This is a genomic window from Variovorax sp. V93, assembly GCF_041154485.1.
Classification (GTDB): domain Bacteria; phylum Pseudomonadota; class Gammaproteobacteria; order Burkholderiales; family Burkholderiaceae_C; genus Variovorax; species Variovorax beijingensis_A.
In genome coordinates, this window is the sequence record NZ_AP028669.1 from 3,570,633 (window position 1) to 3,591,912 (window position 21,280).

15 protein-coding genes are annotated in these 21,280 nt (G+C 68.6%); 6 read left to right on the forward strand and 9 right to left on the reverse strand.

Annotation, left to right across the window (positions count from 1 at the left end; genetic code table 11):
* Positions 1-1,425 (reverse strand): serine hydrolase domain-containing protein, encoded by a 1,425-nt coding sequence (locus ACAM54_RS16950; RefSeq protein ID WP_369648337.1) that lies wholly within the window; start codon positions 1,423-1,425, stop codon positions 1-3.
* A gap of 78 nt (positions 1,426-1,503) precedes the next feature.
* On the opposite strand from ACAM54_RS16950, the gene ACAM54_RS16955 reads away from it, so the two are divergent.
* Positions 1,504-4,107, forward strand: a complete 2,604-nt coding sequence (locus tag ACAM54_RS16955) for an FtsX-like permease family protein (RefSeq protein ID WP_369648338.1) — start codon at positions 1,504-1,506, stop codon at positions 4,105-4,107.
* A 592-nt stretch (positions 4,108-4,699) separates the two neighbouring features.
* On the opposite strand, the gene ACAM54_RS16960 is transcribed toward ACAM54_RS16955, so the two are convergent.
* On the reverse strand, positions 4,700-7,243 hold the full coding sequence (locus ACAM54_RS16960; RefSeq protein ID WP_369648339.1) for a penicillin acylase family protein: 2,544 nt from the start codon (positions 7,241-7,243) through the stop codon (positions 4,700-4,702).
* A 99-nt stretch (positions 7,244-7,342) separates the two neighbouring features.
* On the opposite strand from ACAM54_RS16960, the gene ACAM54_RS16965 reads away from it, so the two are divergent.
* From ACAM54_RS16965 to ACAM54_RS16980, 4 genes are all read left to right on the forward strand, one after another.
* Positions 7,343-8,419 carry a PLP-dependent cysteine synthase family protein gene (locus ACAM54_RS16965; protein ID WP_369648340.1) on the forward strand — a complete coding sequence of 359 codons (1,077 nt, stop codon included), beginning with the start codon at positions 7,343-7,345 and terminating at the stop codon, positions 8,417-8,419.
* Positions 8,419-9,492, forward strand: a complete 1,074-nt coding sequence (locus ACAM54_RS16970; RefSeq protein ID WP_369648341.1) for a lipocalin-like domain-containing protein — start codon at positions 8,419-8,421, stop codon at positions 9,490-9,492. Before ACAM54_RS16965 ends, ACAM54_RS16970 begins: the two co-directional genes overlap by 1 nt.
* 95 nt (positions 9,493-9,587) lie before the next feature.
* Positions 9,588-10,043 (forward strand): hypothetical protein, encoded by a 456-nt coding sequence (locus tag ACAM54_RS16975; RefSeq protein ID WP_369648342.1) that lies wholly within the window; start codon positions 9,588-9,590, stop codon positions 10,041-10,043.
* A gap of 84 nt (positions 10,044-10,127) precedes the next feature.
* A complete protein-coding gene (locus ACAM54_RS16980; RefSeq protein WP_369648343.1) occupies positions 10,128-11,963 on the forward strand; it encodes a bifunctional UDP-sugar hydrolase/5'-nucleotidase in 1,836 nt (611 codons plus the stop codon).
* A 58-nt stretch (positions 11,964-12,021) separates the two neighbouring features.
* On the opposite strand, the gene ACAM54_RS16985 is transcribed toward ACAM54_RS16980, so the two are convergent.
* The 5 genes from ACAM54_RS16985 to ACAM54_RS17005 all read right to left on the reverse strand — a co-directional run bounded on the left by ACAM54_RS16985 (position 12,022) and on the right by ACAM54_RS17005 (position 16,801).
* A complete protein-coding gene (locus ACAM54_RS16985) occupies positions 12,022-13,008 on the reverse strand; it encodes a branched-chain amino acid ABC transporter permease (RefSeq protein ID WP_145747573.1) in 987 nt (328 codons plus the stop codon).
* A 5-nt stretch (positions 13,009-13,013) separates the two neighbouring features.
* Positions 13,014-13,889, reverse strand: a complete 876-nt coding sequence (locus ACAM54_RS16990; protein ID WP_145747572.1) for a branched-chain amino acid ABC transporter permease — start codon at positions 13,887-13,889, stop codon at positions 13,014-13,016.
* Between the two features lie 84 nt (positions 13,890-13,973).
* Complete coding sequence (locus ACAM54_RS16995; protein WP_307698759.1) at positions 13,974-15,170, reverse strand: ABC transporter substrate-binding protein; 1,197 nt, start codon at positions 15,168-15,170, stop codon at positions 13,974-13,976.
* Between the two features lie 56 nt (positions 15,171-15,226).
* Positions 15,227-15,943, reverse strand: coding sequence for an ABC transporter ATP-binding protein (locus ACAM54_RS17000; protein ID WP_307698760.1), 717 nt, complete (start codon positions 15,941-15,943; stop codon positions 15,227-15,229).
* Positions 15,944-16,030: 87 nt separating this feature from the next.
* On the reverse strand, positions 16,031-16,801 hold the full coding sequence (locus ACAM54_RS17005; RefSeq protein ID WP_145747570.1) for an ABC transporter ATP-binding protein: 771 nt from the start codon (positions 16,799-16,801) through the stop codon (positions 16,031-16,033).
* A gap of 216 nt (positions 16,802-17,017) precedes the next feature.
* On the opposite strand from ACAM54_RS17005, the gene ACAM54_RS17010 reads away from it, so the two are divergent.
* Positions 17,018-18,217, forward strand: coding sequence for an AGE family epimerase/isomerase (locus tag ACAM54_RS17010; RefSeq protein ID WP_369650992.1), 1,200 nt, complete (start codon positions 17,018-17,020; stop codon positions 18,215-18,217).
* A 121-nt stretch (positions 18,218-18,338) separates the two neighbouring features.
* On the opposite strand, the gene ACAM54_RS17015 is transcribed toward ACAM54_RS17010, so the two are convergent.
* Positions 18,339-19,901, reverse strand: coding sequence for a DHA2 family efflux MFS transporter permease subunit (locus tag ACAM54_RS17015; RefSeq protein ID WP_369648344.1), 1,563 nt, complete (start codon positions 19,899-19,901; stop codon positions 18,339-18,341).
* 30 nt (positions 19,902-19,931) lie between these two features.
* Positions 19,932-21,275, reverse strand: a complete 1,344-nt coding sequence (locus tag ACAM54_RS17020; protein ID WP_145747568.1) for an efflux RND transporter periplasmic adaptor subunit — start codon at positions 21,273-21,275, stop codon at positions 19,932-19,934.
* Positions 21,276-21,280 lie beyond the last annotated feature (5 nt).

Genomic DNA, 21,280 nt, shown 5'->3' on the forward strand with positions numbered 1-21,280 from the left:
TCAATCCTGCGGAACCGCCACGGCCTCGCTCACCCTTCGCGCATCCAGCCGGCTGCCGCCCTGCGCCAGCGTCACGCCGACCACCGCATGGCCCTCGCCGCGCCGGAACCTGAGCTCGGCGCCGATCGCCGTGACCGCGAAGCGGTCGCTGCCGATCGGCGTGAGCGCGTTGTAGCCCCGGCCCGTCTCGCGCACCAGCAGGCGGCCGCTGCGCACGGCAAAGCCCAGCGTCTTGGCCTTGTTGATGCGGAACTCGCCTTCGTAATCCGCAAGGCGCTGCGGATCGATCGGCACCTCCACGCCCGGCACCGGGTAGCGGCTCTTGCCGATGGCCAGCATCACGGACTGCAGCGGCGCGCGCGCGTTGCTGCCGAGCACGACCAGCGCTTCCCCGGTGTCGGGCGCAAGCAGCCACAGCGTGCGGTAGCCCTCGGTCACGCCGGCGTGGTAGTAGGTGCGCCGGCCGCCTTCGGGGCCGCGCACCATCACCGCATAGCCGATCTCGGCGCCTTCGTAGCGTGCGAGCGGCGTGAGCATGCGCACGGCCGCCGGGCCCAGCGGACCGCTGGCGCCGGCCAGGATCGCGCGGCTCAGCGTGAGCATGTCGGCAGCCGTGGAGCGCAGCGCGCTGGCCGGCGCGTAGGCCGCCATGTCGAGCAGCCGCTGGCGCCGGTCGCCGGCAAAGGCCGGGGCCATGCGCGAGGCCTTGTCGCCGAGCTGGATCACCGTGTCGTTCATGCCCAGCGGCTCGGTGATGCGCGCGCGCACCAGTTCGCCCCAGGTCGTGCCAAGTCGCTCGGCCAGGATCTGTCCCAGCAGCGCCATCCCGAAATTGCTGTATGCCGCTTCGCACGGCGGCGCCGGCGCCGCGAGTCGGATGCGCGACAGCGCGGCCCAGAACGCCGCCTTGTCGAAGGCACGGAATTGCGCGGCCAGCGCGGGCCCGCCGGTCACGCCATCGGCCATCACGGGCATGCAGCCGGTGTGAGTCACCAGTTGGCGCAGCGTCACGGAGGCCACCGCGGGCGGGAGCGGCGACGCCAGCTTGCCGGCCAGCAGCTGGCCCACGGTGTCGTCGAGCTTCACTTCGCCGCGCTCCACCGACTGCGCCAGCAGCAGGCCCGTGAACACCTTCGTCACGGAGCCGATCTCGAACATCGGCTGCTCGGCGCTGTTCGGCTCGATGGCGCGCGGCGCGGCTGACGGCTCGGGGTTGTGGGCCACGCCATAGGCGGTCTTGTCGCCGCGCAGCACGCCGACCACGAGCGTCCCCCTTTCGGCGCCGAGCGCCATCTTCGCGATGGCGGCAGGATCGCTGGCCAGCGTGATGGGCAGCGGCTGTGCCAAGGCAGCGGCCACCGGCAGCAGGGCAGCAAGCCAGGCCGCCGTCCATCGGCGGGCCAGGGTGGGGCAAGAAAGCCGCATCGTGGAGTTCCCAGGCATCGAAGAGGCGCCATGGTGCCACGGCCGCGGAACCTCGCGCGCGCCGGCCACAATCGCGGCATGCGTGCCTTGCTCTCCACCTTCTCATGGCAGGAACTGCGCCACCATCCCTGGCGCAACGCCGCGGCCGTGCTGGCCGTGATGCTGGGCGTGGCGCTCGCGTTCTCGGTGCAGCTGATCAATGCCTCGGCGCTCGACGAATTCTCGAGCGCGGTGCGCTCGGTCAACGGCCAGCCCGATCTCGAGGTGCGCGCCGTGCAGGGCAGCTTCGACGAGGCGGTGTTCGCGCGGCTCGCGCAGCATCCGCAGGTGGCGCTCGCGAGTCCGGTGCTCGAGTTCCAGGGGCTGGCGCTGGCCGGCGAACGCCAGCTGCCGATGCGCGTGATCGGCATCGATGCGCTGGCGCTGCCCACCATCGCGCCGGCCCTGATGCCGCAGCCCGGCAGGGACGCCGCGCGCTTCGCGATGCTCGCGCCCGGCCATGTGTTTCTCAACGCCGCGGCACGCAACGCGCTCGGGCTTCCGGCCGAAGCGGCGCAAGGCCGCGTGGAGACGGTGCAGCTGCGCAGCGGCGGCGGCGCCTGGCAGCGGCTCGAGGTGGCGGGCCACGTCGCCGCCGGCGGCGCGGCGCTGGCGGTGCTGGACATCGCGGCGGCGCAGGACCTGTTCGACAAGCTCGGCCAGCTCAGCCGCGTCGACCTGAAGCTTGCTCCCGGCACCGATCGCGCGGCCTTCACCGCATCGCTGCAGCGTTCGCCGGGCTGGCCCGCCGGCCTGCAGTTTGCCGAGCCCGGCGATGCGGCCGAGCGCGTGAGCAATCTCTCGCGCGCCTACCGCGTCAACCTGACGGTGCTCGCGCTGGTGGCGCTTTTCACCGGGGCCTTCCTGGTGTTCTCGGTGCTGGCGCTCAGCGTCGCCAAGCGCGCGCAGCAGTTCGCGCTGCTCGGCGTGCTGGGCCTGACGCCGCGCGAGCGATTGCGCCTGGTGCTGGTCGAATCGCTGGTGCTGGGCCTGATCGGAAGCGGCGCCGGCCTCGCGCTGGGCACGGCGCTCGCAGCCTTCGCATTGCGCGTGCTCGGCGGCGACCTGGGTGGCGGGTACTTCGAGGGCGTGGCGCCCACGCTGCACTGGAGCAGCGGCTCGGCGCTGCTGTATGGCGCGCTTGGCGTGCTTGCGGCGCTGGTGGGCGGCTGGTGGCCCGCACGCGCGGCGCAGGCGCTGCCTGAAGCGCAAACGCTCAAGGGCCTGGGCGCCGCGCCCGTGCAGGGCCACAGCCACTGGCTGGCGCTCGGCCTCATTGCCGCCAGCGCGGCGCTGGCCAACATGCCGGCTGTCGGCGGCATTCCGGTTGCGGCGTACCTCTCGGTGGGCTGCCTGCTGGTGGGCGGCATCACCGCCCTGCCCTGGCTCATTGCACTGCTGTATGACCGCATTGCGCCTGCGTTCGCGCAGCGCGTGCTGCCGATGCTGGCCATCGAGCGCGCACGGCGCATGCGCGGCACCGCGGCCGTGGCGGTGAGCGGCGTGGTCGCGAGCCTGAGCCTCGCGGTGGCGCTCACGGTGATGGTGGCGAGCTTTCGAGATTCGGTCACGCATTGGCTCGACGTGGTGCTGCCGGCCGACCTCTATGTTCGCGCCACCTCGAGCGGCCGCTCCGGCAATTCGGGCACCCAGAGCAGCAGCGACACGGCCACCTTTGCGCCGGCCTTCGTGCAGGCGCTGGCGCAACTGCCCGGTGTGGAGCGCATCGGCACGCTGCGAACCCGCTCGCTGCAGCTCGACCCCGCGCAGCCCGCGGTCACGCTGATCGCGCGAAGTCTCGAAGGCGGCGCATCGCAGGCGCTGCCGCTGGTGGGCCCCGCGCTGCCGGTGCCCGCCGGCCAGGTCGGCATCTACGTGAGTGAACCGATGGTCGAGTTGTATGGCGCGAAGCCGGGTTCGCTCTTCGCACCGCTGTCGCCGGCATTGGCCACCGCGGGCTCCGCTCCGGCGGCCTTCTTCGTCGCGGGCGTGTGGCGCGACTATGCGCGGCAGTTCGGCGCCATCACGATGGACGCGCGCGACTTCGAGCACCTGACGGGCGAACGCAACGTGAGCGATGTGTCGCTGTGGCTCGCGCCCGGCGCGTCCGAGGGCGCGGTGCAGGCGGCGGTGCGCGATCTGGCGGCACGCGGCGGCGGTTCCGATTCGACCACGAACGTCGAGATCTCGTCGGTCGGACAGATCCGCGCCACCTCGCTGCGCATCTTCGACCGCAGCTTTGCGGTGACCTACTGGCTGCAGGCCGTGGCCATTGCCATCGGCCTGTTCGGCATTGCCGCGAGCTTCAGCGCGCAGGTGCTGGCCCGGCGCAAGGAGTTCGGGCTGCTCGCGCACCTGGGCTTCACGCGGCGGCAGGTGCTGGCGGTGGTGGCGGGCGAAGGCGCGGCGTGGACCGCGATCGGCGCCGTGGCGGGACTCCTGCTCGGGCTCGCGGTGTCTGTGGTGCTGGTGAAGGTGGTCAATCCGCAGAGCTTTCACTGGACGATGGACTTGCTGGTGCCCTGGGGGCGGCTGCTGGTGCTTTGCGCTGCCGTGGTTGCGGCGGGGACGGTGACTGCATGGCTGGCGGGGCGGGCTGCTGCGGGGAGGGATGTTGTTCTTGCTGTGAAGGAAGATTGGTAGAGTTCCGGGGCCGGGACTCGCCCCGGCGGGCGACTCACTTTCTTTTGCTTCGCCAAAAGAAAGTAAGCAAAGAAAGGCGACCCCTACTGTCTGCGTCCCTCCGCTTCGCTGCGGGCAACCTGCGGTGCTCGACTCCGGCGGGGGTCCGCAGAACTCGCTTCGCTCAAACAGCTGCGGCCCTGATCCCGCCTCCATCTGCGCTCCTCGGCGCATACAGAAGGGGTGGGAGCGGGCGGCCTTCGCTTCGCTCGGCCCCAAGACCAACACCAACAGCCAATACCAACAGCCCAACCACCGCAGGCGCTGCGCGCCTGCGGTGGCTTGGTGGCCGAGCGAAGCAAAGGCCCGTTCGGTTTGCCCTCCCCTCTGGCTGCGCCGAGGAGCGCAGGGTTTCGCGGATCAGGGCTCGCAGCTGTTTGAGCGAAGCGAGTTCTGCGAGACCCCGCGAAACCCGAGCACCGCAGGTTGCCCGTAGCGAAGCGAAGGGTCGCAGACAGTGGGGTCGCCTTTCTTTTGCCTACGTTTCTTTGGCGAAGCAAAGAAAAGTAGGTCGCCCGCCGGGGCGAGACCCGGCTCCAGAACCCAAAAAAACTCACTGCAAAGAAGGCACCAACCGAATCCGCTCCACAGTCTCCCTCTCCACCGCAGAGCGGCTGTACACCAGCGGCACATACTTCCCCTCAAGCCAGAGCGGCGCCAGATCCCGATAGTGCGGACTGTCGGAATCCCCCGACTGCCCCGGCGTATTGATCGCCCGCGAGGCATCCCAATTCCCCACATCCAGCACCATCCGGAACGAAGCCCCCGACGCGAGCTTGTAGTCATTCGCGCGGTAGCTCGCCGCCATGGGCGTGAAAGCCGAACCCGACATCGGCCAGTCGCCGACTTCCAGCTTCTTGCGCGTGGCCGCGTCGACCACGCCGCCGAGCGGATGGCGGAACTCCGCGCGGTGCAGCGCGCCCCACTTCCACGCCGACATGTCGGGCCCGAGCTTGGCCGTGAGTTCCTGCATCGCGGGCGGCAGGGTTTCCAGCAGGAGCGCATCGCGCTGCGCATCGCTGACCCATCCGAAAGGGTTCTCCAGCAGCAGCACCATGCGCGTGTTGTCCCCCGGCGCAGCCAGCGAGGCCGCGGCTTCGCCCGCACCGGCCTTGAGCACTGCCGCGCGCAGCGTCTTGGCGCTCCACACCTCGTACAGCGCAGCGGCGGCGCTGTCGCGGTCCATGGTGCCGTCCCAGCCTTGCAGCAGCCGCAGCCCGGCAGCCGTGCGCGCATCGTCGCCGCGCAGGCCAGCCAGCAGCTTGAGCAGCCGCTGGGCCGGCGTGGCAACGATGTCGTTCTGCATGCGCTCCGAATCCTCGAGCGTGAAGCGCGAGCCCGAGGCCGCTTTCTTCTCGAACAGTTCCTTGAGCCGGCGCGCACGCGCACCGTCGCTCCATTCGTAGCCGATGCCCTTCTTCGCCGCCGGATGATCGGGCGGAATGTTGTTCTCGTTCGCGGTCACGACATAGCCGCGCGCGGGGTTGAACTCCGAGGGCAGTTCGTCGCCGTTGCGAAAGCCCGACCACTCGTAGCGGCCATCGCCCGGCACCGGCATCAGGCCGTCCCAGTTGGGGCGGATCGGCGTGAGGCCGCCAGGTATCCAGCCGACGTTGCCATGGCGGTCGGCATAGACCTGGTTCTCGCCGGGCGCACCCCAGCGGTTCATGGCGGCGCGGAACTGGTCCCAGTTCTGCGCGCGCATGTAGTCCATCGAACCGAAGTACGGCGCCATGCCGGGCTCGAGCCATGCGGCGCGCAGCGCGAAGGCACGCCGCTTGCCGGGCTCGGACAGCAGCACCGGGCCGTGGCGCGTGAAGGTGTTCACCACCTCGCGCGGCGCGCTCTCGCCGCGCACCGCGATGCGCTCGGTGACGCGCGTCATCGGCTCCCATCGGCCCTGGTAGCGGTATTCGTTGGGGTTCCGCGGATTCAGCTGGTAGACGTACAGGTCTTCCTGGTCCATGTAGAAGCGCGTGAGGCCGAAGGCGATAGTGCCGTTGTGGCCGATCGAAAGGCCCGGCAGGAAGGGCTCGCCGGCGCCGATGGCGTCCATGCCGGGCGCGCTGAGATGCGCCATGTAGCGCAGGCTCGGGACACCGTGGGCGCGGTGCGGATCGTTGGCGAGGATCGGGCGCCCGGTGGCCGTGAGCCTCGGCGCGATGACCCAGTTGTTGCTGCCATAGGCGGCCGTCGGATCGCCTTGCAGAGCCTGCTGCCGCTCTTGCTCCTCTTCGGCGCTGCGTGCCGCGGCTTCGGCGCTGCCGGGCGGCAGGAGCGCGGATGCGGTCGCGGTGCCGGCCAGCCGCGTGTTGTCCTTGGTGAAGCGCGGCGGCTCCGTGGCGCGCAGGTAGGCCGCGCGCAACTCGGCCGCCGGAAGGGTGCAGGGGTCGAGCCCCACGGGCACCTTGGGCGTGATCGGCGGATCGAGCTCGCGGCGCAGCCAGTCGGCCTTGATGCCCTGGCCGCCGGCACAGAAGGCGCGCGCGCGGTCGATCTCGGACGTGAAGTTGAGCGTGAGGCCGTGATGGCGAATGCGCACCACGTCCTCGGCCGACCAGAGCGACGGCTGGTAGCCCAGCAGCGCGAATTCCTTCGGCAGCAGCGCCGGCTGCGCGCGCACCTGCGCCACATAGGCGTTGACGCCGGCCGTGAAGGCCTCGGCCACGCGCTTGGCATCGGAGCCGTAGGCCAGCCATTCGCGGTACATGTCGCCGCGGTAGAGCACGGCGCGCGCGGCGCGGTCGCTCTCGACCCAGGCGGGGCCGAAGTCCCTGGCCATTTCGCCGAGGCCGCGCTTGCGCCAGAGGTCCATCTGCCAGAGCCGGTCGCGCGCGGCAATGAAGCCCTGCGCAACGAAGGCGTCGTAGAGCGTGCCGGCATAGAGATGCGGTACGCCCCAGCGGTCGACCAGCACCTCGGCCGGCTTCTCCAGGCCGGGCACCGCGAAGGACGACGGCGCGCGCGGTGGCGTCTGCACACCCGGAGGCCCCGATGCACAGCCCGTGAGCACGAGGGCCGCGAGCGCTGTGGCGCCAATGGAATGCCTTTGACCTAACGAGCGCCGCGACGTGGGGCGCAGGTGTATTGTTCTCATGCGTCTTGTCTCCTGCCGGGTGGAATTTGGCAGCGCACAGTATCCCGATTTGCACGTTCGCTGGGTGCTGCGAGGGATGACTTGTAGACTTCCTCCTACATGCAGCAAACACCCTTCTCTTCCTCCTGCGGCGGCTGGCTTGGCGGCGCGATCCGCCGCATCGAGGCTGACTACCAGCGCAGCGCCGACACGCACCTGATCCCGCTGCCGCTGCCCGCGCTTGCCGCGGTCGGCATCGACCTCTACCTGAAGGACGAGTCGACCCATCCCACCGGCAGCCTCAAGCACCGGCTCGCGCGTTCGCTCTTCCTCTATGCGCTGTGCAACGGCTGGGTGCGCGAGGGCACCACCATCGTCGAGGCCTCGAGCGGCTCGACGGCGGTCAGCGAAGCCTATTTCGCGCGGCTGCTGGGCCTGCCCTTCATCGCCGTGATGCCGCGCAGCACCTCGCCCGAGAAGGTGGCGCAGATCGCCTTCTATGGCGCGCGCTGCCACTTCGTCGACCATGCGGCGCAGGTCTACGAGGAAGCGCACGCGCTCGCCGAGCAGACCGGCGGCCACTACATGGACCAGTTCACCTATGCCGAACGCGCCACCGACTGGCGCGGCAACAACAACATCGCCGAAAGCATGTTCCAGCAGATGGCGCGCGAGCGGCATCCGGTGCCGGCCTGGATCGTGGTGGGGGCGGGCACCGGCGGCACCAGCGCCACCATCGGGCGCTATGTGCGCTACCGCTGCCACGACACGCAGGTGTGCGTGCCCGATCCCGAAGGCTCGGTGTTCTCGGCCTACCACCGCACCGGCGATGCCACGCTGACGGCGGCAGGCTCGCGCATCGAAGGCATCGGCCGGCCGCGCGTGGAGCCGAGCTTCATCCGCTCGCTGGTCGACCGCATGATCGAGGTGCCCAATCTCGATTCGGTGGCCGCGATGCATGCGCTCTCGGCATTGCTCGGCCGCAAGGTGGGCCCGTCGACCGGCACCAACTTCGTCGGCATGCTGGCCATTGCAGGCGAGATGCGCGCGGCCGGCCGGCAAGGCTCCATCCTTTCGCTGCTGTGCGATGCGGGCGAGCGCTACCTGCCGAGCTATCACGATGCGGCCTGGGTGCAGAACGCGTTCGGCGACATCGGCCCGGCGCAGCAGCGCATCGACGCACTGGTCGCGGGGTGATGCCGCCGCCTGCCTTCGCCAATCTCTCCAGGCGCAGCCTGCTGCTCGCGGCGCTGGCCGCTGCGCCCGCAGGCTGGGCGCTGCCCGCGCGCACGCTGCAGTTCCCGCGCGACTTCGGCAGCCACCCCGATCTGCAGACCGAGTGGTGGTACATCACGGGCCACGCGAAGACCCCGGTGGGACGCGGATTCGGCTTCCAGGTGACCTTCTTCCGCTCGCGCGTCGAGGCAACGCAAAGTCTGCGCTCGGCCTTCGCGGCCAGGCACCTCGTGTTCGCACATGCGGCCGTCACCGACCTCGAAGGCCGCGTGCTGCTGCATGACCAGCGCATTGCGCGCGCGGGCTTCGGCATTGCTTCGGCCGGCGAAGCCGACACCGACGTGCGCCTGCGCGACTGGTCACTGGTGCGCAAGGAAGATGGCGTCTATTCGGCGCGCGTCCCGGCCGGCGAGTTCTCGCTCGACCTGCGATTCACGCCTACGCAGCCGGTGCTGCTGCAAGGCAAGGCCGGGCTCTCGCGCAAGGGCCCCGAAGAGGCGCAGGCGAGCTACTACTACAGCGAGCCGCAGCTCAAGACACAAGGCAGGCTGGCGCTCAAGGGCCAGGCCTTCGACGTCGATGGCACCGCCTGGCTCGACCATGAATGGAGCGAGGCGCTGATGCATCCCGAGGCCGTGGGCTGGGACTGGATCGGCATGAATCTGGACGACGGCAGCGCCCTCACCGCCTTTCGCCTGCGGCGCCGCGACGGCAGTGCGCTGTGGGCCGGCGGATCGTTCCGCACCCGCGATGGCACGCTGCGCGTTTTCGGCCACGACGAGGTGAGCTTCGACGGTGCGAACACGTGGACCAGCCCGCGCACACAGGCAAGGTACCCGACCCAGTGGCACGTGCAGACCCCATCGGGCAGCTTCAACGTGCGCGCGCTGCTCGACGACCAGGAGCTCGACAGCCGCGGCTCCACCGGCGGTGTGTACTGGGAAGGCCTGAGTGACCTCGTCGATGCGCAAGGCCGCCGCGTCGGCCGCGGCTACCTGGAGATGACCGGCTACGCCGCACCCTTGCGGCTCTGAGGCCGCGCCGCCCTGTCTGTCATCACGCCGTCATGCGGGGCCCCTGAACTCGGCATTCGACGTTTGCACGATGGTCGTGCGCCAACAAGGCTTGAATGAACAGACGATCCCGGCTCGTCGCGCTGCTGACGGTGCTGCTGGCCGCCGCGGGCGCCGCGTGGGTGTTCGCAGCGGCGCGGCCTGCCCCAGCGGCAACGACCGCAGCGCTTGAAATCCGCTGGCACGGCAACGGCATCATCCTGCAAGGCACTGTCAGGGATGCGGCCACGCAGCGCGCGCTGGTGGACGGCGCGGCCGCGCGGCTCGGCGGCGAAGCCGACCAGGTGGTGGACTGGCTCGACATCGTGCCCACGGCGCCGCCCATCGCGGACGCCGCTTCGCTCGCCAGCCTGATCCGCATCGGGCAGGAGGGCTGGCACCTGCAGCGACGAGCCACCGAGGGATGGCTGGCCGTGCAGTCGCCTGGCGATGCGCAGAGCGCCCAGGCCAGCGAACTGCTGCGGCGCACCTTCGGCCCCGGTGTGGCCATTCGCGTGGTTCCGCTGCCCTGATCACTCTTCCTGCGCGGGGCGGTCATGGCGACGTCATCTGCCATGCCCAGCATGCGCTGCATTCCATCCAAAGAGGAGAGGCTCATGCACGCATCGTTGAAACATCTCGCCATGGCGGGGGTGGTCCTGGCCACCTTGTCCGCATGCGGCGGAAGCAGCAGCAATTCGAACGGGTTCATTCCCTTCATTCCGCCGCCCGCACCAGCACCGGCGCCCTCCCCGGCGCCGGCTCCCGCCACGCCCGGCAGCATGGACGTGAAGCTCATTGCCTTCAACGACCTGCACGGCAACCTCGAGCCGCCCCGGCTTTCCATCACCGCGCCGGCCAGGCAGGGCGGCACGGTCGCGGTGCCCGCGGGCGGCGCCGCGTACCTCGCTTCGGCCATCGCGTCGCTCAAGGCGAAGAACGAGAACAATGCCGTGGTCTCGGCCGGCGACATGATCGGCGCCTCGCCGCTGGTCTCGGCGCTGTTCCTCGACGAGCCCACCATCGAAGCCGTGAACGCGATGAAGATCGACTTCAACGCGGTCGGCAACCACGAATTCGACAAGGGCCAGACCGAACTGCTGCGCATGAAGAATGGCGGCTGCGCCAAGAACACGCCGCTGGAGCCCTGCCGCGTGAACAAGGCCTTCCCGGGTGCCAACTTCGGCTTCCTGGCGGCCAACACCGTGAAGACCGACGGCACCACGCTGTTTCCCGCCACGGGCATGAAGAGCTTCACCAAGGACGGCGCCACGGTGAAGGTGGCATTCATCGGCATGACGCTCAAGGGCACGCCCAGCATCGTGACGCCGGCCGGCGTCGCGGGCCTGAGCTTCAAGGACGAGGCGGATACGGCCAATGCGCTGATCCCCCAGCTGAAGGCCCAGGGCGCGGACGCCATCGTGGTCGTGGTCCACGAAGGCGGCACGACCACGGTGGGCTACAACGACAAGAGCTGCGCCGGCCTGAGCGGCGACATCCTGCCGATCCTAGACAAGCTCGACGCCTCGGTCGACGTGGTGATCTCGGGCCACACGCACCGCTCCTACGTCTGCGACTACGGCAAGACCAATCCGGCCAAGCCCTTCCTGCTCACCAGCGCCGGCCAGTACGGCACCCTGCTGACCGACATCAACCTGACGATCGACACGCGCACCCGCAAGGTCACGGCCAAGTCGGCCGACAACGTGATCGTCCAGGGCGAGGCCTACATCAGCGGCGCGAACACGGTGGCCGTGACCGATCAGTACCCGGTGTTCGGCAAGAACCAGGAAGTGGCCGCGCTCGTCAGCCAGTACCTGTCGGTCGCGGCGCCGCTGGTGCAGCGGGTGGTGGGCACGCTCTCCGGCCCGGCCACGCGCACGCAGACGACCTCGCGCGAAAGCGTGCTGGGCAACCTGATCGCCGATGCGCAGCTCGCCGCGACCAGCGCCAGCAACAAGGGCGGCGCGCAGATCGCGTTCATGAACCCGGGCGGCGTGCGTGCCGATCTCGTGCCGGCCGGCGACGGCAGCGTGACCTATGGCCAGATCTTCAGCGTGCAGCCCTTCGGCAACAGCCTGGTGGTGAAAACGATGACCGGCGCGCAGATCAAGGCCGTGCTCGAGCAGCAGTTCAACAGCGGCAGCAACACGGTCGCTTCGCCGCGGGTGCTGCTGCCTTCGCGCAGCCTGAGCTACAGCTACAGCCTCTCGGCGCCCGCGGGCTCGCGCATCAGCAACATGGCGCTCAACGGAACCGCGATGAGCGACGGCGCGAGCTACCGCGTGACGATGAACAGCTTCCTGGCCACCGGCGGCGACAACTTCACGGTCTTCAACCAGGGCACCGACACGCTCGGCGGCGACCAGGACGTGGACGCCCTCGAGGCCTACATCAAGGCGAACAGCCCGCTGGCGCCGCCCGCGGCCAACCGCATCACGGCACTGCCTTGAACGGGCCGGCTCCTCCAGAAGCGAAGAAGGCGGACAGGAGGGTCCGCCTTCTTTCGTTTCAGGCTTTCCTGCCCTTGCGGCGATCGAGGAAAGCGATGACCTCGCCCATGATGCCCCTGCGGAACGCCAGCACGCAGATCACGAAGATCAGGCCCGTGACCATGGTGACCGACTCGCCGAGCGTATTGAACCAGTCGACCCCGGTGAGGTGCGCCATGAAGCTGCCGAAATCGCCCACCTTGTTTTCCAGCAGCACCACCACCGCCGAGCCCACCAGCGGGCCCGACAGCGTGCCGAGGCCACCCACCAGCGTCATCAGGATCACGTGGCCCGAAGCGGTCCAGTGCACGTCGCTCAGCGAAGCGAAGCCGAGCACCAGCGTCTTCAGCGAGCCGGCCAGGCCCGACAGCGCGGCCGAGATCACGAAGGCCAGCAGCTTGAAGCGGTTGACGTCGTAGCCGAGCGAGATGGCGCGCGGCTCGTTCTCCTTGATGCCCTTGAGCACCTGCCCGAACGGCGAATGCACGGTGCGCGCAATGAGCAGGAAGGCCGCCACCACGATCACCAGCGCCACGTAGTACATCGTGAGGTCGTCGCGCAGGTCGATGAGGCCGAAGAGCTTGCCGCGCGGCACGCTCTGCAGCCCGTCCTCGCCGCCCGTGAACGGCGCCTGCAGCGCGACGAAGTACATCATCTGCGCGAGCGCCAGCGTGATCATCGAGAAATAGATGCCCTGGCGGCGAATCGCCAGCCAGCCGAACACCAGCCCGAGCAGCGCACCGGCCAGCGTGCCCGCGATCAGGCCGAGCTCGGGCGTGAGGTGCCAGACCTTGAGCGCATGGCCCGTGAGATAGGCCGAGCCGCCCAGGAACGCGGCATGGCCGAAGGACAGCATGCCGGTGTAGCCCAGCAGCAGGTTGAAGGCGCACGCGAAGAGCGCGAAGCACAGCACCTTCATCACGAACACCGGATAGAAGCCGATGAAGGGTGCGGCAACGAGCGCCAGCAGCAGCACCCCGTAGACGACGAGCGATATTTTCTTCATGGACTTCACTTCTCGCTGCCGAACAGGCCGGCCGGGCGGATCAGCAGCACCACGACCATGATCACGAACACCACGGTGGCCGAAGCCTCCGGATAGAACACCTTGGTCAGCCCCTCGATCACGCCGAGCCCCAGGCCCGTGAGGATGGCGCCCATGATCGAGCCCATGCCGCCGATCACGACCACCGCGAACACGATGATGATCAGGTTCTGCCCCATCAGCGGCGAGATCTGGATCACCGGCGCCGCGAGCACGCCGGCAAAGGCCGCCAGCGCCACGCCGAAGCCGTAGGTCAGCGTCACCATCAGCGGCACGTTGACGCCGAAGGCCTCGACCAGCCGCGGGTTCTCGGTGCCGGCGCGCAGGTAGGCGCCAAGCCGCGTCTTCTCGATCGCATACCAGGTGGCAAAGCACACCACCAGCGACGCCACCACCACCCACGCGCGGTAGTTGGGCAGGAACATGAAGCCCAGGTTGGTGCCGCCGCTCAGCGCCTCGGGCGTGCTGTAGGCCAGGCCGGAGACGCCGTACACCGAGCGGAAGCCGCCTTCGATCAGCAGCGTGAGGCCGAGCGTGAGCAGGAGGCCGTAGAGGTGGTCGAGCTTGTAGATCCAGCGCAGCAGCAGCCGCTCGATCAGCACGCCGAACAGGCCGACGATGATCGGTGCCGCCACCAGCATGACCCAGTAGTTGACGTTGAAGTAGTTCATCGCCATCCACGACAGCACCGCCCCCATCATGAACAGCGCGCCATGCGCGAAGTTGATGACGTTGAGCAGCCCGAAGATCACCGCCAGCCCCAGGCTCAGGATCGCGTAGAACGACCCGTTGACCAGCCCCAGCAGGAGCTGGCTCAACAGGGCAGGCATGGAAATATTCATCGTGTATGGAATCGAGGTTCAGAAAGGTGGCAGCGGCTTCGCGCGGGGGCCGCCGGGTACGGCAGCCTCCCGCTCAGGCAACAATTACTTCCAGAGCGCGCAGGTGCTTTCTTCCTTGGTCGTGTAGACCTGGTCGCCCGGCACCTTCTTGACGATCTTCAGCAGGTCCCACGGACCCTTGGATTCGGACGGCTTCTTGACCTCGGCCAGCAGCATGTCGTGCACCATGCGGCCGTCGGCGCGGATCACGCCCTTGGCGTAGAAGTCGTTGATCGGCGTCTTCTTGAGGTAGGCCATGACCTTGTCGGCATCGGTGCTCTTCACCGCCTCCACGGCCTTGAGGTAGGCCATGGTGGCCGAGTAGTCGGCGGCCTGGATGTCGGTCGGCTTGTTCTTGGTCTTGGCTTCGTAGCGCGCGGCCCACTTGCGCGACTCTTCGTCGGCGTCCCAGTACCAGCTGGTGGTGTGCAGCAGGCCCTGCGTGGCCGGCAGGCCCAGGCTCTTCACGTCGGTGAGGAACACCAGCAGGCCTGCGATCTTCATCGACTTGTCGATGCCGAATTCCTTCGATGCCTTCATCGAGTTGATGAAGTCGCCGCCGGCATTGGCCAGGCCCAGCACCTGCGCCTTGGAGTTCTGCGCCTGCAGCAGGAAGGAGGAGAAGTCCGATGCATTGAGCGGCGCGCGCACCGTGCCCACCACCGAGCCGCCCTTGGCCTTGACGACCTTGGCGGTGTCGGCTTCGAGCGCATGGCCGAAGGCATAGTCGGCCGTCAGGAAGAACCAGCTCTTGCCGCCGGTGTCGACCACCGCGCCGCCGGTGCTCTTGGCCAGCGCGACGGTGTCGTAGGCGTAGTGCACGGTGTAGGGGCTGCACTGCGCGTTGGTCAGCGCCGAGGTGGCCGCGCCGTTGGTGAAGAACACGCGCTTCTTTTCCTGCGCCACCTTGGCGGTGGCCAGCGCCACGCCCGAATTGGTGCCTGCGAAGATCATCGTGGCACCGGCCGTGTCGATCCACTCGCGCGCCTTGGAGGCGGCGATGTCGGGCTTGTTCTGGTGGTCGACGCTCAGCACCTCCACCGGCTGGCCGAGCACCTTGCCGCCCATGTCGTCGATGGCCATCTGGATGGCCGTTGCGCCGCCCTTGCCTTCCAGGTCGGCGTACAGGCCCGACAGGTCGCTGATGTAGCCGATGACGACCTTCTCCTGCGCCTGCACGGCATGGCTCGCAAGACCCGCGGCCCCGAGCATGAGAGCGATGATTTTGAGCTTGGTTTGCATGGTGTCTCCTGGAATGGTTGAGAGAGTCAGCGTAAAAAAAGGTGGCGCGGACGCGCCTACACACCCAGCAGTTCGCTGAGCACGGGCATCTTGGCGTCGAGCTCCCTGGCGCCGAAGGCCTCGACCATGCGGCCGTGCTCCATCACGTAGAAGCGGTCGGCCAGCGGTGCGGCAAAGCGGAAGTTCTGCTCCACCATCACGATGGTGTAGCCCTTGGCGCGCAGCGTGTGGATCATCCGCGCGAGCGCCTGCACGATGACGGGCGCCAGGCCTTCGGAGATCTCGTCGAGCAGCAGCAGCTTGGCGCCGGTGCGCAGGATGCGCGCCACCGCCAGCATCTGCTGCTCGCCGCCCGAAAGCCGCGTGCCCGGGCTATGGCGGCGCTCGGCCAGGTTGGGGAACATCTCGTAGATCTCGGCCACCGACATGCCCTGCCCCACGCCCTTCGAACTCTTGAGCGGCGGCGGCAGCAGCAGGTTCTCCTCGGCCGAGAGGCTCGCGAAGATGCCGCGCTCCTCGGGGCAGTAGCCGATGCCCAGGTGCGCGATGCGGTGCGTGGCCATGCCGATGGTCTGCGCGCCGTTGACTTCGATGCTGCCCTTGCGCGAGCCGGTCAGGCCCATGATGGCGCGCAGCGTGCTGGTGCGCCCCGCGCCGTTGCGCCCGAGCAGCGTGACGACCTCGCCGGGCTGCACCACCATGTTCACGCCGTGCAGCACGTGCGATTCGCCGTACCAGGCGTGCAGATCCTTGATTTCCAGGGCCGCGGTCATCGGGTCTCCTGCCGGGCCGCCCCAAAGGAGGCCCGCGCCCCCTCGGGGGGCAGCGCATACACGAAGTGAGGAGCGTGGGGGTTCATCTCAATGGGCCCCCTGCAGCTGGCCGTCGGTCGTGCCCATGTAAGCCTCCATCACCTGCGGATTCTTTGAGACTTCGGCATAGGGGCCTTCAGCCAGCACGGCACCGCGCTGAAGCACCGTGATGGTGTCGGCAATGGTCGAGACCACGCTCATGTTGTGCTCGACCATCAGGATGGTGCGGCCGGCCGACACGCGCTTGATGAGTTCGGCCACGCGGTGCACGTCTTCATGGCCCATGCCCTGCGTGGGTTCGTCGAGCAGCATCAGTTCGGGGTCCATGGCCAGCGTGGTGGCGATCTCGAGCGCGCGCTTGTGGCCGTAGGGCAGGTTCACCGTGAGCTCGTCGGCCTCGTGCGCCAGGCCGACTTCGTCGAGCAGTTCGCGGGCGCGCGTGTTGAGCGGCTCGAGCGTCTTCTCGCTCTTCCAGAAATGGTACGAGGTGCCGAGCGCGCGCTGCAATCCGAGGCGCACGTTCTCCAGCAGCGTGAGGTGCGGAAACACGGCCGAGATCTGGAACGATCGGATGATGCCGCGCCGCGCGATCTGCGCGGGACGCTCGCCCGTGATGTCGTGCCCGTTGAACAGGATCGTGCCGCTGGTGGGCTCGAGAAACTTGGTGAGCAGGTTGAAGCAGGTGGTCTTGCCGGCGCCGTTCGGGCCGATCAGCGCATGGATCGAGCCGCGCACCACCGAGAGGTCGACCTTGCTGACCGCAGTGAACCCCTTGAACTCCTTGGTGAGCTGCCGTGTTTCGAGGATGACGTCGCTCATCTCGCGAAGTCGCCCGGGTTCAGGAAAGATATGTCGGTCATGCGGTCCATCTCATTGCGCCACTGTCGAACGCGGACCGATTGTTCGTGGCCGCCTCCCGCTTGCATACTGGGGCAAATGCCTATGCTGCAGTGCAACCTGCCGCCGCGACTGTCTCCGGCGGCGCACGACTGTCGTCACAATGACAATGACTCATCGGTTCGAACCCTCATGCCCATGCCGAACTTCCGCTCGCCCGAATTCCTGACCGGCCACATCCAGCACACGCTGGCGTTCTACGAGCCGGTCAGCCGCGACCCATCAGGTGGCTTCTTCCACTTCTTCAAGGACGACGGCACCGTGTACGACCGGCGCACGCGCCACCTCGTCAGCAGCACGCGCTTCGTCTTCAACCATGCGACGGCGTATCGGCGCTTCGGCGATCCGAAGCACCTCGACGCTGCGCGCCACGGCCTGGCTTTCGTGCAGCGCGCGCATGCGCAGCCGGACGGCGGCTACGCATGGCAGATCGACTGGCACGACGGCCGCGCCGCCGTGCAGGACGGCACGCAGCATTGCTACGGCATGGCCTTCGTCCTGCTCGCGCATGCGCATGCGCTCATGGCCGGCATCGAAGAGGCGCGCCCGGGGCTCGAGGCCGCCTGGCAGCTGATGGAACAGCATTTCTGGGAGCCGCAGCACGCGCTCTATGCCGACGAAGCCACCCCCGACTGGCACGTGGGCGCGTACCGCGGCCAGAACGCCAACATGCATGCCTGCGAGGCGATGCTTGCGGCCTTCAAGGCCACACGGGAGGCGCGCTACCTCGATCGCGCGCTCGCGCTCGCGGAGTCGGTCACGGGGCGGCAGGCCGCGCTGGCCGGCGGGCTGGTCTGGGAGCACTACCGCAAGGACTGGTCGGTCGACTGGGACTACAACCGCGGCGACAAGAGCAACATCTTCCGGCCCTGGGGCTTCCAGACCGGGCACCTGACCGAGTGGGCCAAGCTGCTGCTGCAGCTGGAGCGCGCGCTCGTTGCCACGGGCCGCGAAGCGGATTGGGCCGTGCCGCGCGCCAGGCACTTCTTCGACACCGCGATGCAGCGCGGCTGGGACGCGGCGCATGGCGGCCTCGCCTATGGCTTCGGCCCCGATGGCGCGGTGTGCGACGGCGACAAGTACTTCTGGGTGCAGGCCGAGAGTTTTGCCGCCGCGGCCCTGCTGGCCGTGCGCACCGGCGATGCCGGCTACTGGGGCTGGTACGACCGCATCTGGGCCTACAGCTGGGCACATTTCGTCGACCACCGGCATGGCGCGTGGTACCGCATCCTCGCGCCCGACAACCGCAAGATCAGCGACGAGAAGAGCCCGGCCGGCAAGACCGACTATCACACCATGGGCGCATGCCACGACGTATTGCGCGCACTCGGCGCTTGAATAGGGACACGTGCCCTTCGTGAAACACCGCGGAACCGGCTTTGCCGGGCCGCTGGTGTTGCCCCCGGTGAGGGGGAAGGAGAAGCGACACGAAGTGCGCGTAGCCTGGGGGAGAGCCCGGTCAATGCGCGCCGGCTGCGGCGTCGCCGCCGGCACCGCCGCGCTGCGGCCTGGCCAGCCACACCAGCGGAATCAGCAGCAGGAACAGGATCGCCGACGCATAGAAGATGTCGTTGGTGGCCAGCATGAACGACTGCTGGTCGACGATGCGGTTGATCTGGCCCATCACCTGCTCGGTACTCAGGCCGCTGCCCGCCAGCCCCGACATTGCGCTGGCCGCGGCGTTGTTGCCCTGGTTCACCGACTCCGCGAGCTGCGCGTGGTGCAGCGCCGCGCGGTTCTCCCACAGCGTGGTGGTGATCGACGTGCCCATGGCGCCCGCGGTGATGCGCAGGAAGTTCGACAGCCCCGACGCGGCCGGTATGCGGTCGGGCGTGAGGCCCGAGAGCGTGATGGTCACCAGAGGTATGAAGAAGAACGCCATCGCAATGCCCTGGATGATCGTCGGGATGATGATCGTCACGAAGTCGGCCTGCGTGTTGAAGTTCGAGCGCATCCACAGCACCAGCGCAAACACCAGGAACGAGAACGTGGCATAGCGGCGCGGATCGATCTTGGCCACCGTGAGCCCGACCACCGGCGAGAAGAAGATCGCCAGCAGCCCCACCGGCGCCATGATCATCCCCGCCTGCGTGGCGGTGTAGCCCATCCATTGCTGCAGCCACAGCGGCAGCAGCACCACGTTGCCGAAGAACAGGCCGTAGGCCACGGCCGTGGCCACGGCGCCCGACCAGAAGTTGCGGCGCTTGAACAGCGAGAGGTCGACCACCGGATGCTTGTCGGTCAGCTCCCAGATCAGGAAGAAGGCGAAGCCGACCACCGCGATCACGGCCATCGTGACGATCTCGGGCGAGTGGAACCAGTCGAGCTCCTTGCCCTTGTCGAGCATGAGCTGCATCGAGCCCACCCACAGCACCAGCAGCGCCAGCCCGATGGCGTCGATCGGCACCTTGTGCGTGCCGCTCTCACGATGGCGGTAGAGCGCCCAGGTGATGCCGGCCGCGACGATGCCCACCGGGATGTTGATGTAGAAGATCCACGGCCACGAGATGTTGTCGGTGATCCAGCCGCCCAAGAGCGGCCCCATCACCGGCGCGACCAGCGTGGTCATCGACCACATCGCCATCGCGAGGCCCGCCTTGGCGCGCGGATAGCTCGACAGCAGGAGCGTCTGCGACAGCGGGATCATCGGCCCCGCGACAAAGCCCTGCAGCGCGCGGAACAGGATCAGCGTGGTCATGTTCGGCGCCAGGCCGCACAGCAGCGAGCTGATCATGAAGAGGATCACGCTGGCCATGAACAGGCGCACCTGGCCGAAGCGCTGCGTCATGAAGCCGGTGAGCGGCACCGCGATGGCGTTGGCCACCGCGAAGCTGGTGATGACCCAGGTGCCTTGCGTGGTGCTCACGCCGAGGTCGCCCGAGATGGCCGGCAGCGACACGTTCGCGATCGACGAATCGAGCACGTTCATGAAGGTGGCGGCCGACAGCGCGACGGTGCCCCAGATGCGGGCGGCGCCCTCGAGCGGCGGATGCGCGACGTAAGCGGGAGCAGCAGTGGCCATTGGCTTTGCCTCGGGTTCCGTGGACGGCGATCAGCCGGGATGGGATTGCGAAGCAGCCTGCGCCGCAGCGCCGGCGGCGGCCGCGGGCACGGCGGAGCGCCCCGCCGCCGCAGGTGCCGCAGAGGCGGCCGGCGCGCCGCGGCCGAGATTGGCGGCCACGATGCGGTCGACTTCGGCGTCGGCACCCTGGTCGAGCTTGCTGTAGACCTGCGTCTGCGAGATGGCGGTGGGGCGCGGCGCGTCGGCCAGCATCTTGCCGCTCTTCTGCGAGATGTCGATCTCGGCGTCCATCGAGAGGCCGATGCGCAGCGGATTGGCTTTGAGCTGCTCCGGATCGAGCGCAATGCGCACGGGCACGCGCTGCACCACCTTGATCCAGTTGCCGGTGGCATTCTGCGCGGGCAGCAGCGCAAAGGCGCTGCCGGTACCCACGCCCAGGCCCGCGACCTTGCCGGTGTATTCCACCTTCTTGCCGTAGACGTCGGCCCTGAGCTTTACGGGCTGGTCGATGCGGATGTTGCGCAGCTGCACTTCCTTGAAGTTGGCGTCGACCCACAGCTGGTTCAGCGGCACGATCGACATCATCGGCGTGCCGGCGGCCACGCGCTGGCCGAGCTGCACGGTGCGCTTGGCCACGTAGCCGTCGACCGGCGCCGGCAGCGCGACGCGCTGCGTGGCCAGGTAGGCCTCGCGCACCTTGGCGGCGGCGGCCAGCACGCTCGGGTGCTGGGCCACGCTGGTGCCCTCGGTCAGCGACTGGTTGCTGGCCAGCGCTTCGCGCGCGGCCACCACGCCGGCCTGCGCGGCGGCGAGCTGGCTCCTGGCGTTGTCGAGCGCCGTCTCGGCATGGTTGAGTTCTTCCTTCGAGACCGCGCCGTTGCCCGAGAGCGCGCGGCGGCGCTGCAGGTCGTCCTGCGCCTTGGCGATGTCGCTCTGCGCCTTGACGATGTCGGACTGGCGCAGCGTGACCTGCGCGGCCAGCGATCCGTTGTTGGCGTAGAGCGTGCGCACCTGGCGCACCGCCTGCGCGAGCGCGGCCTCGGCCTGCTCGAGCGCCACCTTCGCATCAGCGGGGTCCAGCTGCACCAGCGGCTGGCCGGCCTTCACGAAGTCGGTGTCATCGGCATTGATGGCCATGACGGTACCGCCGATCTGCGGCGTGATCTGGATCACGTTGCCCTGCACGTAGGCGTTGTCGGTGTCCTCGTAGTGGCTGGCCACCAGCCATTCGTAGAGGCCCCAGCCGCCGCCGGCAACGATCACCACGGCCGCCAGCGCGGTCAGGGCGCGGCGGCGCTTGCCGTTGCCGGCGGGTGCTTCGGGAGCTGCGGAAGCGTTGGCTGCAGCGGGCGTCGGAGTGTTGTTGTCGCTCATGATGG

Excerpts from the sequence above, each read along its gene's own strand:
- ACAM54_RS16950 (WP_369648337.1), bottom strand. The coding sequence starts at position 1,425 with ATGCGGCTTTCTTGCCCCACCCTGGCCCGCCGATGGACGGCGGCCTGG.
- ACAM54_RS16955 (WP_369648338.1), top strand. The coding sequence starts at position 1,504 with ATGCGTGCCTTGCTCTCCACCTTCTCATGGCAGGAACTGCGCCACCAT.
- ACAM54_RS16960 (WP_369648339.1), bottom strand. The coding sequence starts at position 7,243 with ATGAGAACAATACACCTGCGCCCCACGTCGCGGCGCTCGTTAGGTCAA.
- ACAM54_RS16965 (WP_369648340.1), top strand. The coding sequence starts at position 7,343 with ATGCAGCAAACACCCTTCTCTTCCTCCTGCGGCGGCTGGCTTGGCGGC.
- ACAM54_RS16970 (WP_369648341.1), top strand. The coding sequence starts at position 8,419 with ATGCCGCCGCCTGCCTTCGCCAATCTCTCCAGGCGCAGCCTGCTGCTC.
- ACAM54_RS16975 (WP_369648342.1), top strand. The coding sequence starts at position 9,588 with ATGAACAGACGATCCCGGCTCGTCGCGCTGCTGACGGTGCTGCTGGCC.
- ACAM54_RS16980 (WP_369648343.1), top strand. The coding sequence starts at position 10,128 with ATGCACGCATCGTTGAAACATCTCGCCATGGCGGGGGTGGTCCTGGCC.
- ACAM54_RS16985 (WP_145747573.1), bottom strand. The coding sequence starts at position 13,008 with ATGAAGAAAATATCGCTCGTCGTCTACGGGGTGCTGCTGCTGGCGCTC.
- ACAM54_RS16990 (WP_145747572.1), bottom strand. The coding sequence starts at position 13,889 with ATGAATATTTCCATGCCTGCCCTGTTGAGCCAGCTCCTGCTGGGGCTG.
- ACAM54_RS16995 (WP_307698759.1), bottom strand. The coding sequence starts at position 15,170 with ATGCAAACCAAGCTCAAAATCATCGCTCTCATGCTCGGGGCCGCGGGT.
- ACAM54_RS17000 (WP_307698760.1), bottom strand. The coding sequence starts at position 15,943 with ATGACCGCGGCCCTGGAAATCAAGGATCTGCACGCCTGGTACGGCGAA.
- ACAM54_RS17005 (WP_145747570.1), bottom strand. The coding sequence starts at position 16,801 with ATGAGCGACGTCATCCTCGAAACACGGCAGCTCACCAAGGAGTTCAAG.
- ACAM54_RS17010 (WP_369650992.1), top strand. The coding sequence starts at position 17,018 with ATGCCGAACTTCCGCTCGCCCGAATTCCTGACCGGCCACATCCAGCAC.
- ACAM54_RS17015 (WP_369648344.1), bottom strand. The coding sequence starts at position 19,901 with ATGGCCACTGCTGCTCCCGCTTACGTCGCGCATCCGCCGCTCGAGGGC.
- ACAM54_RS17020 (WP_145747568.1), bottom strand. The coding sequence starts at position 21,275 with ATGAGCGACAACAACACTCCGACGCCCGCTGCAGCCAACGCTTCCGCA.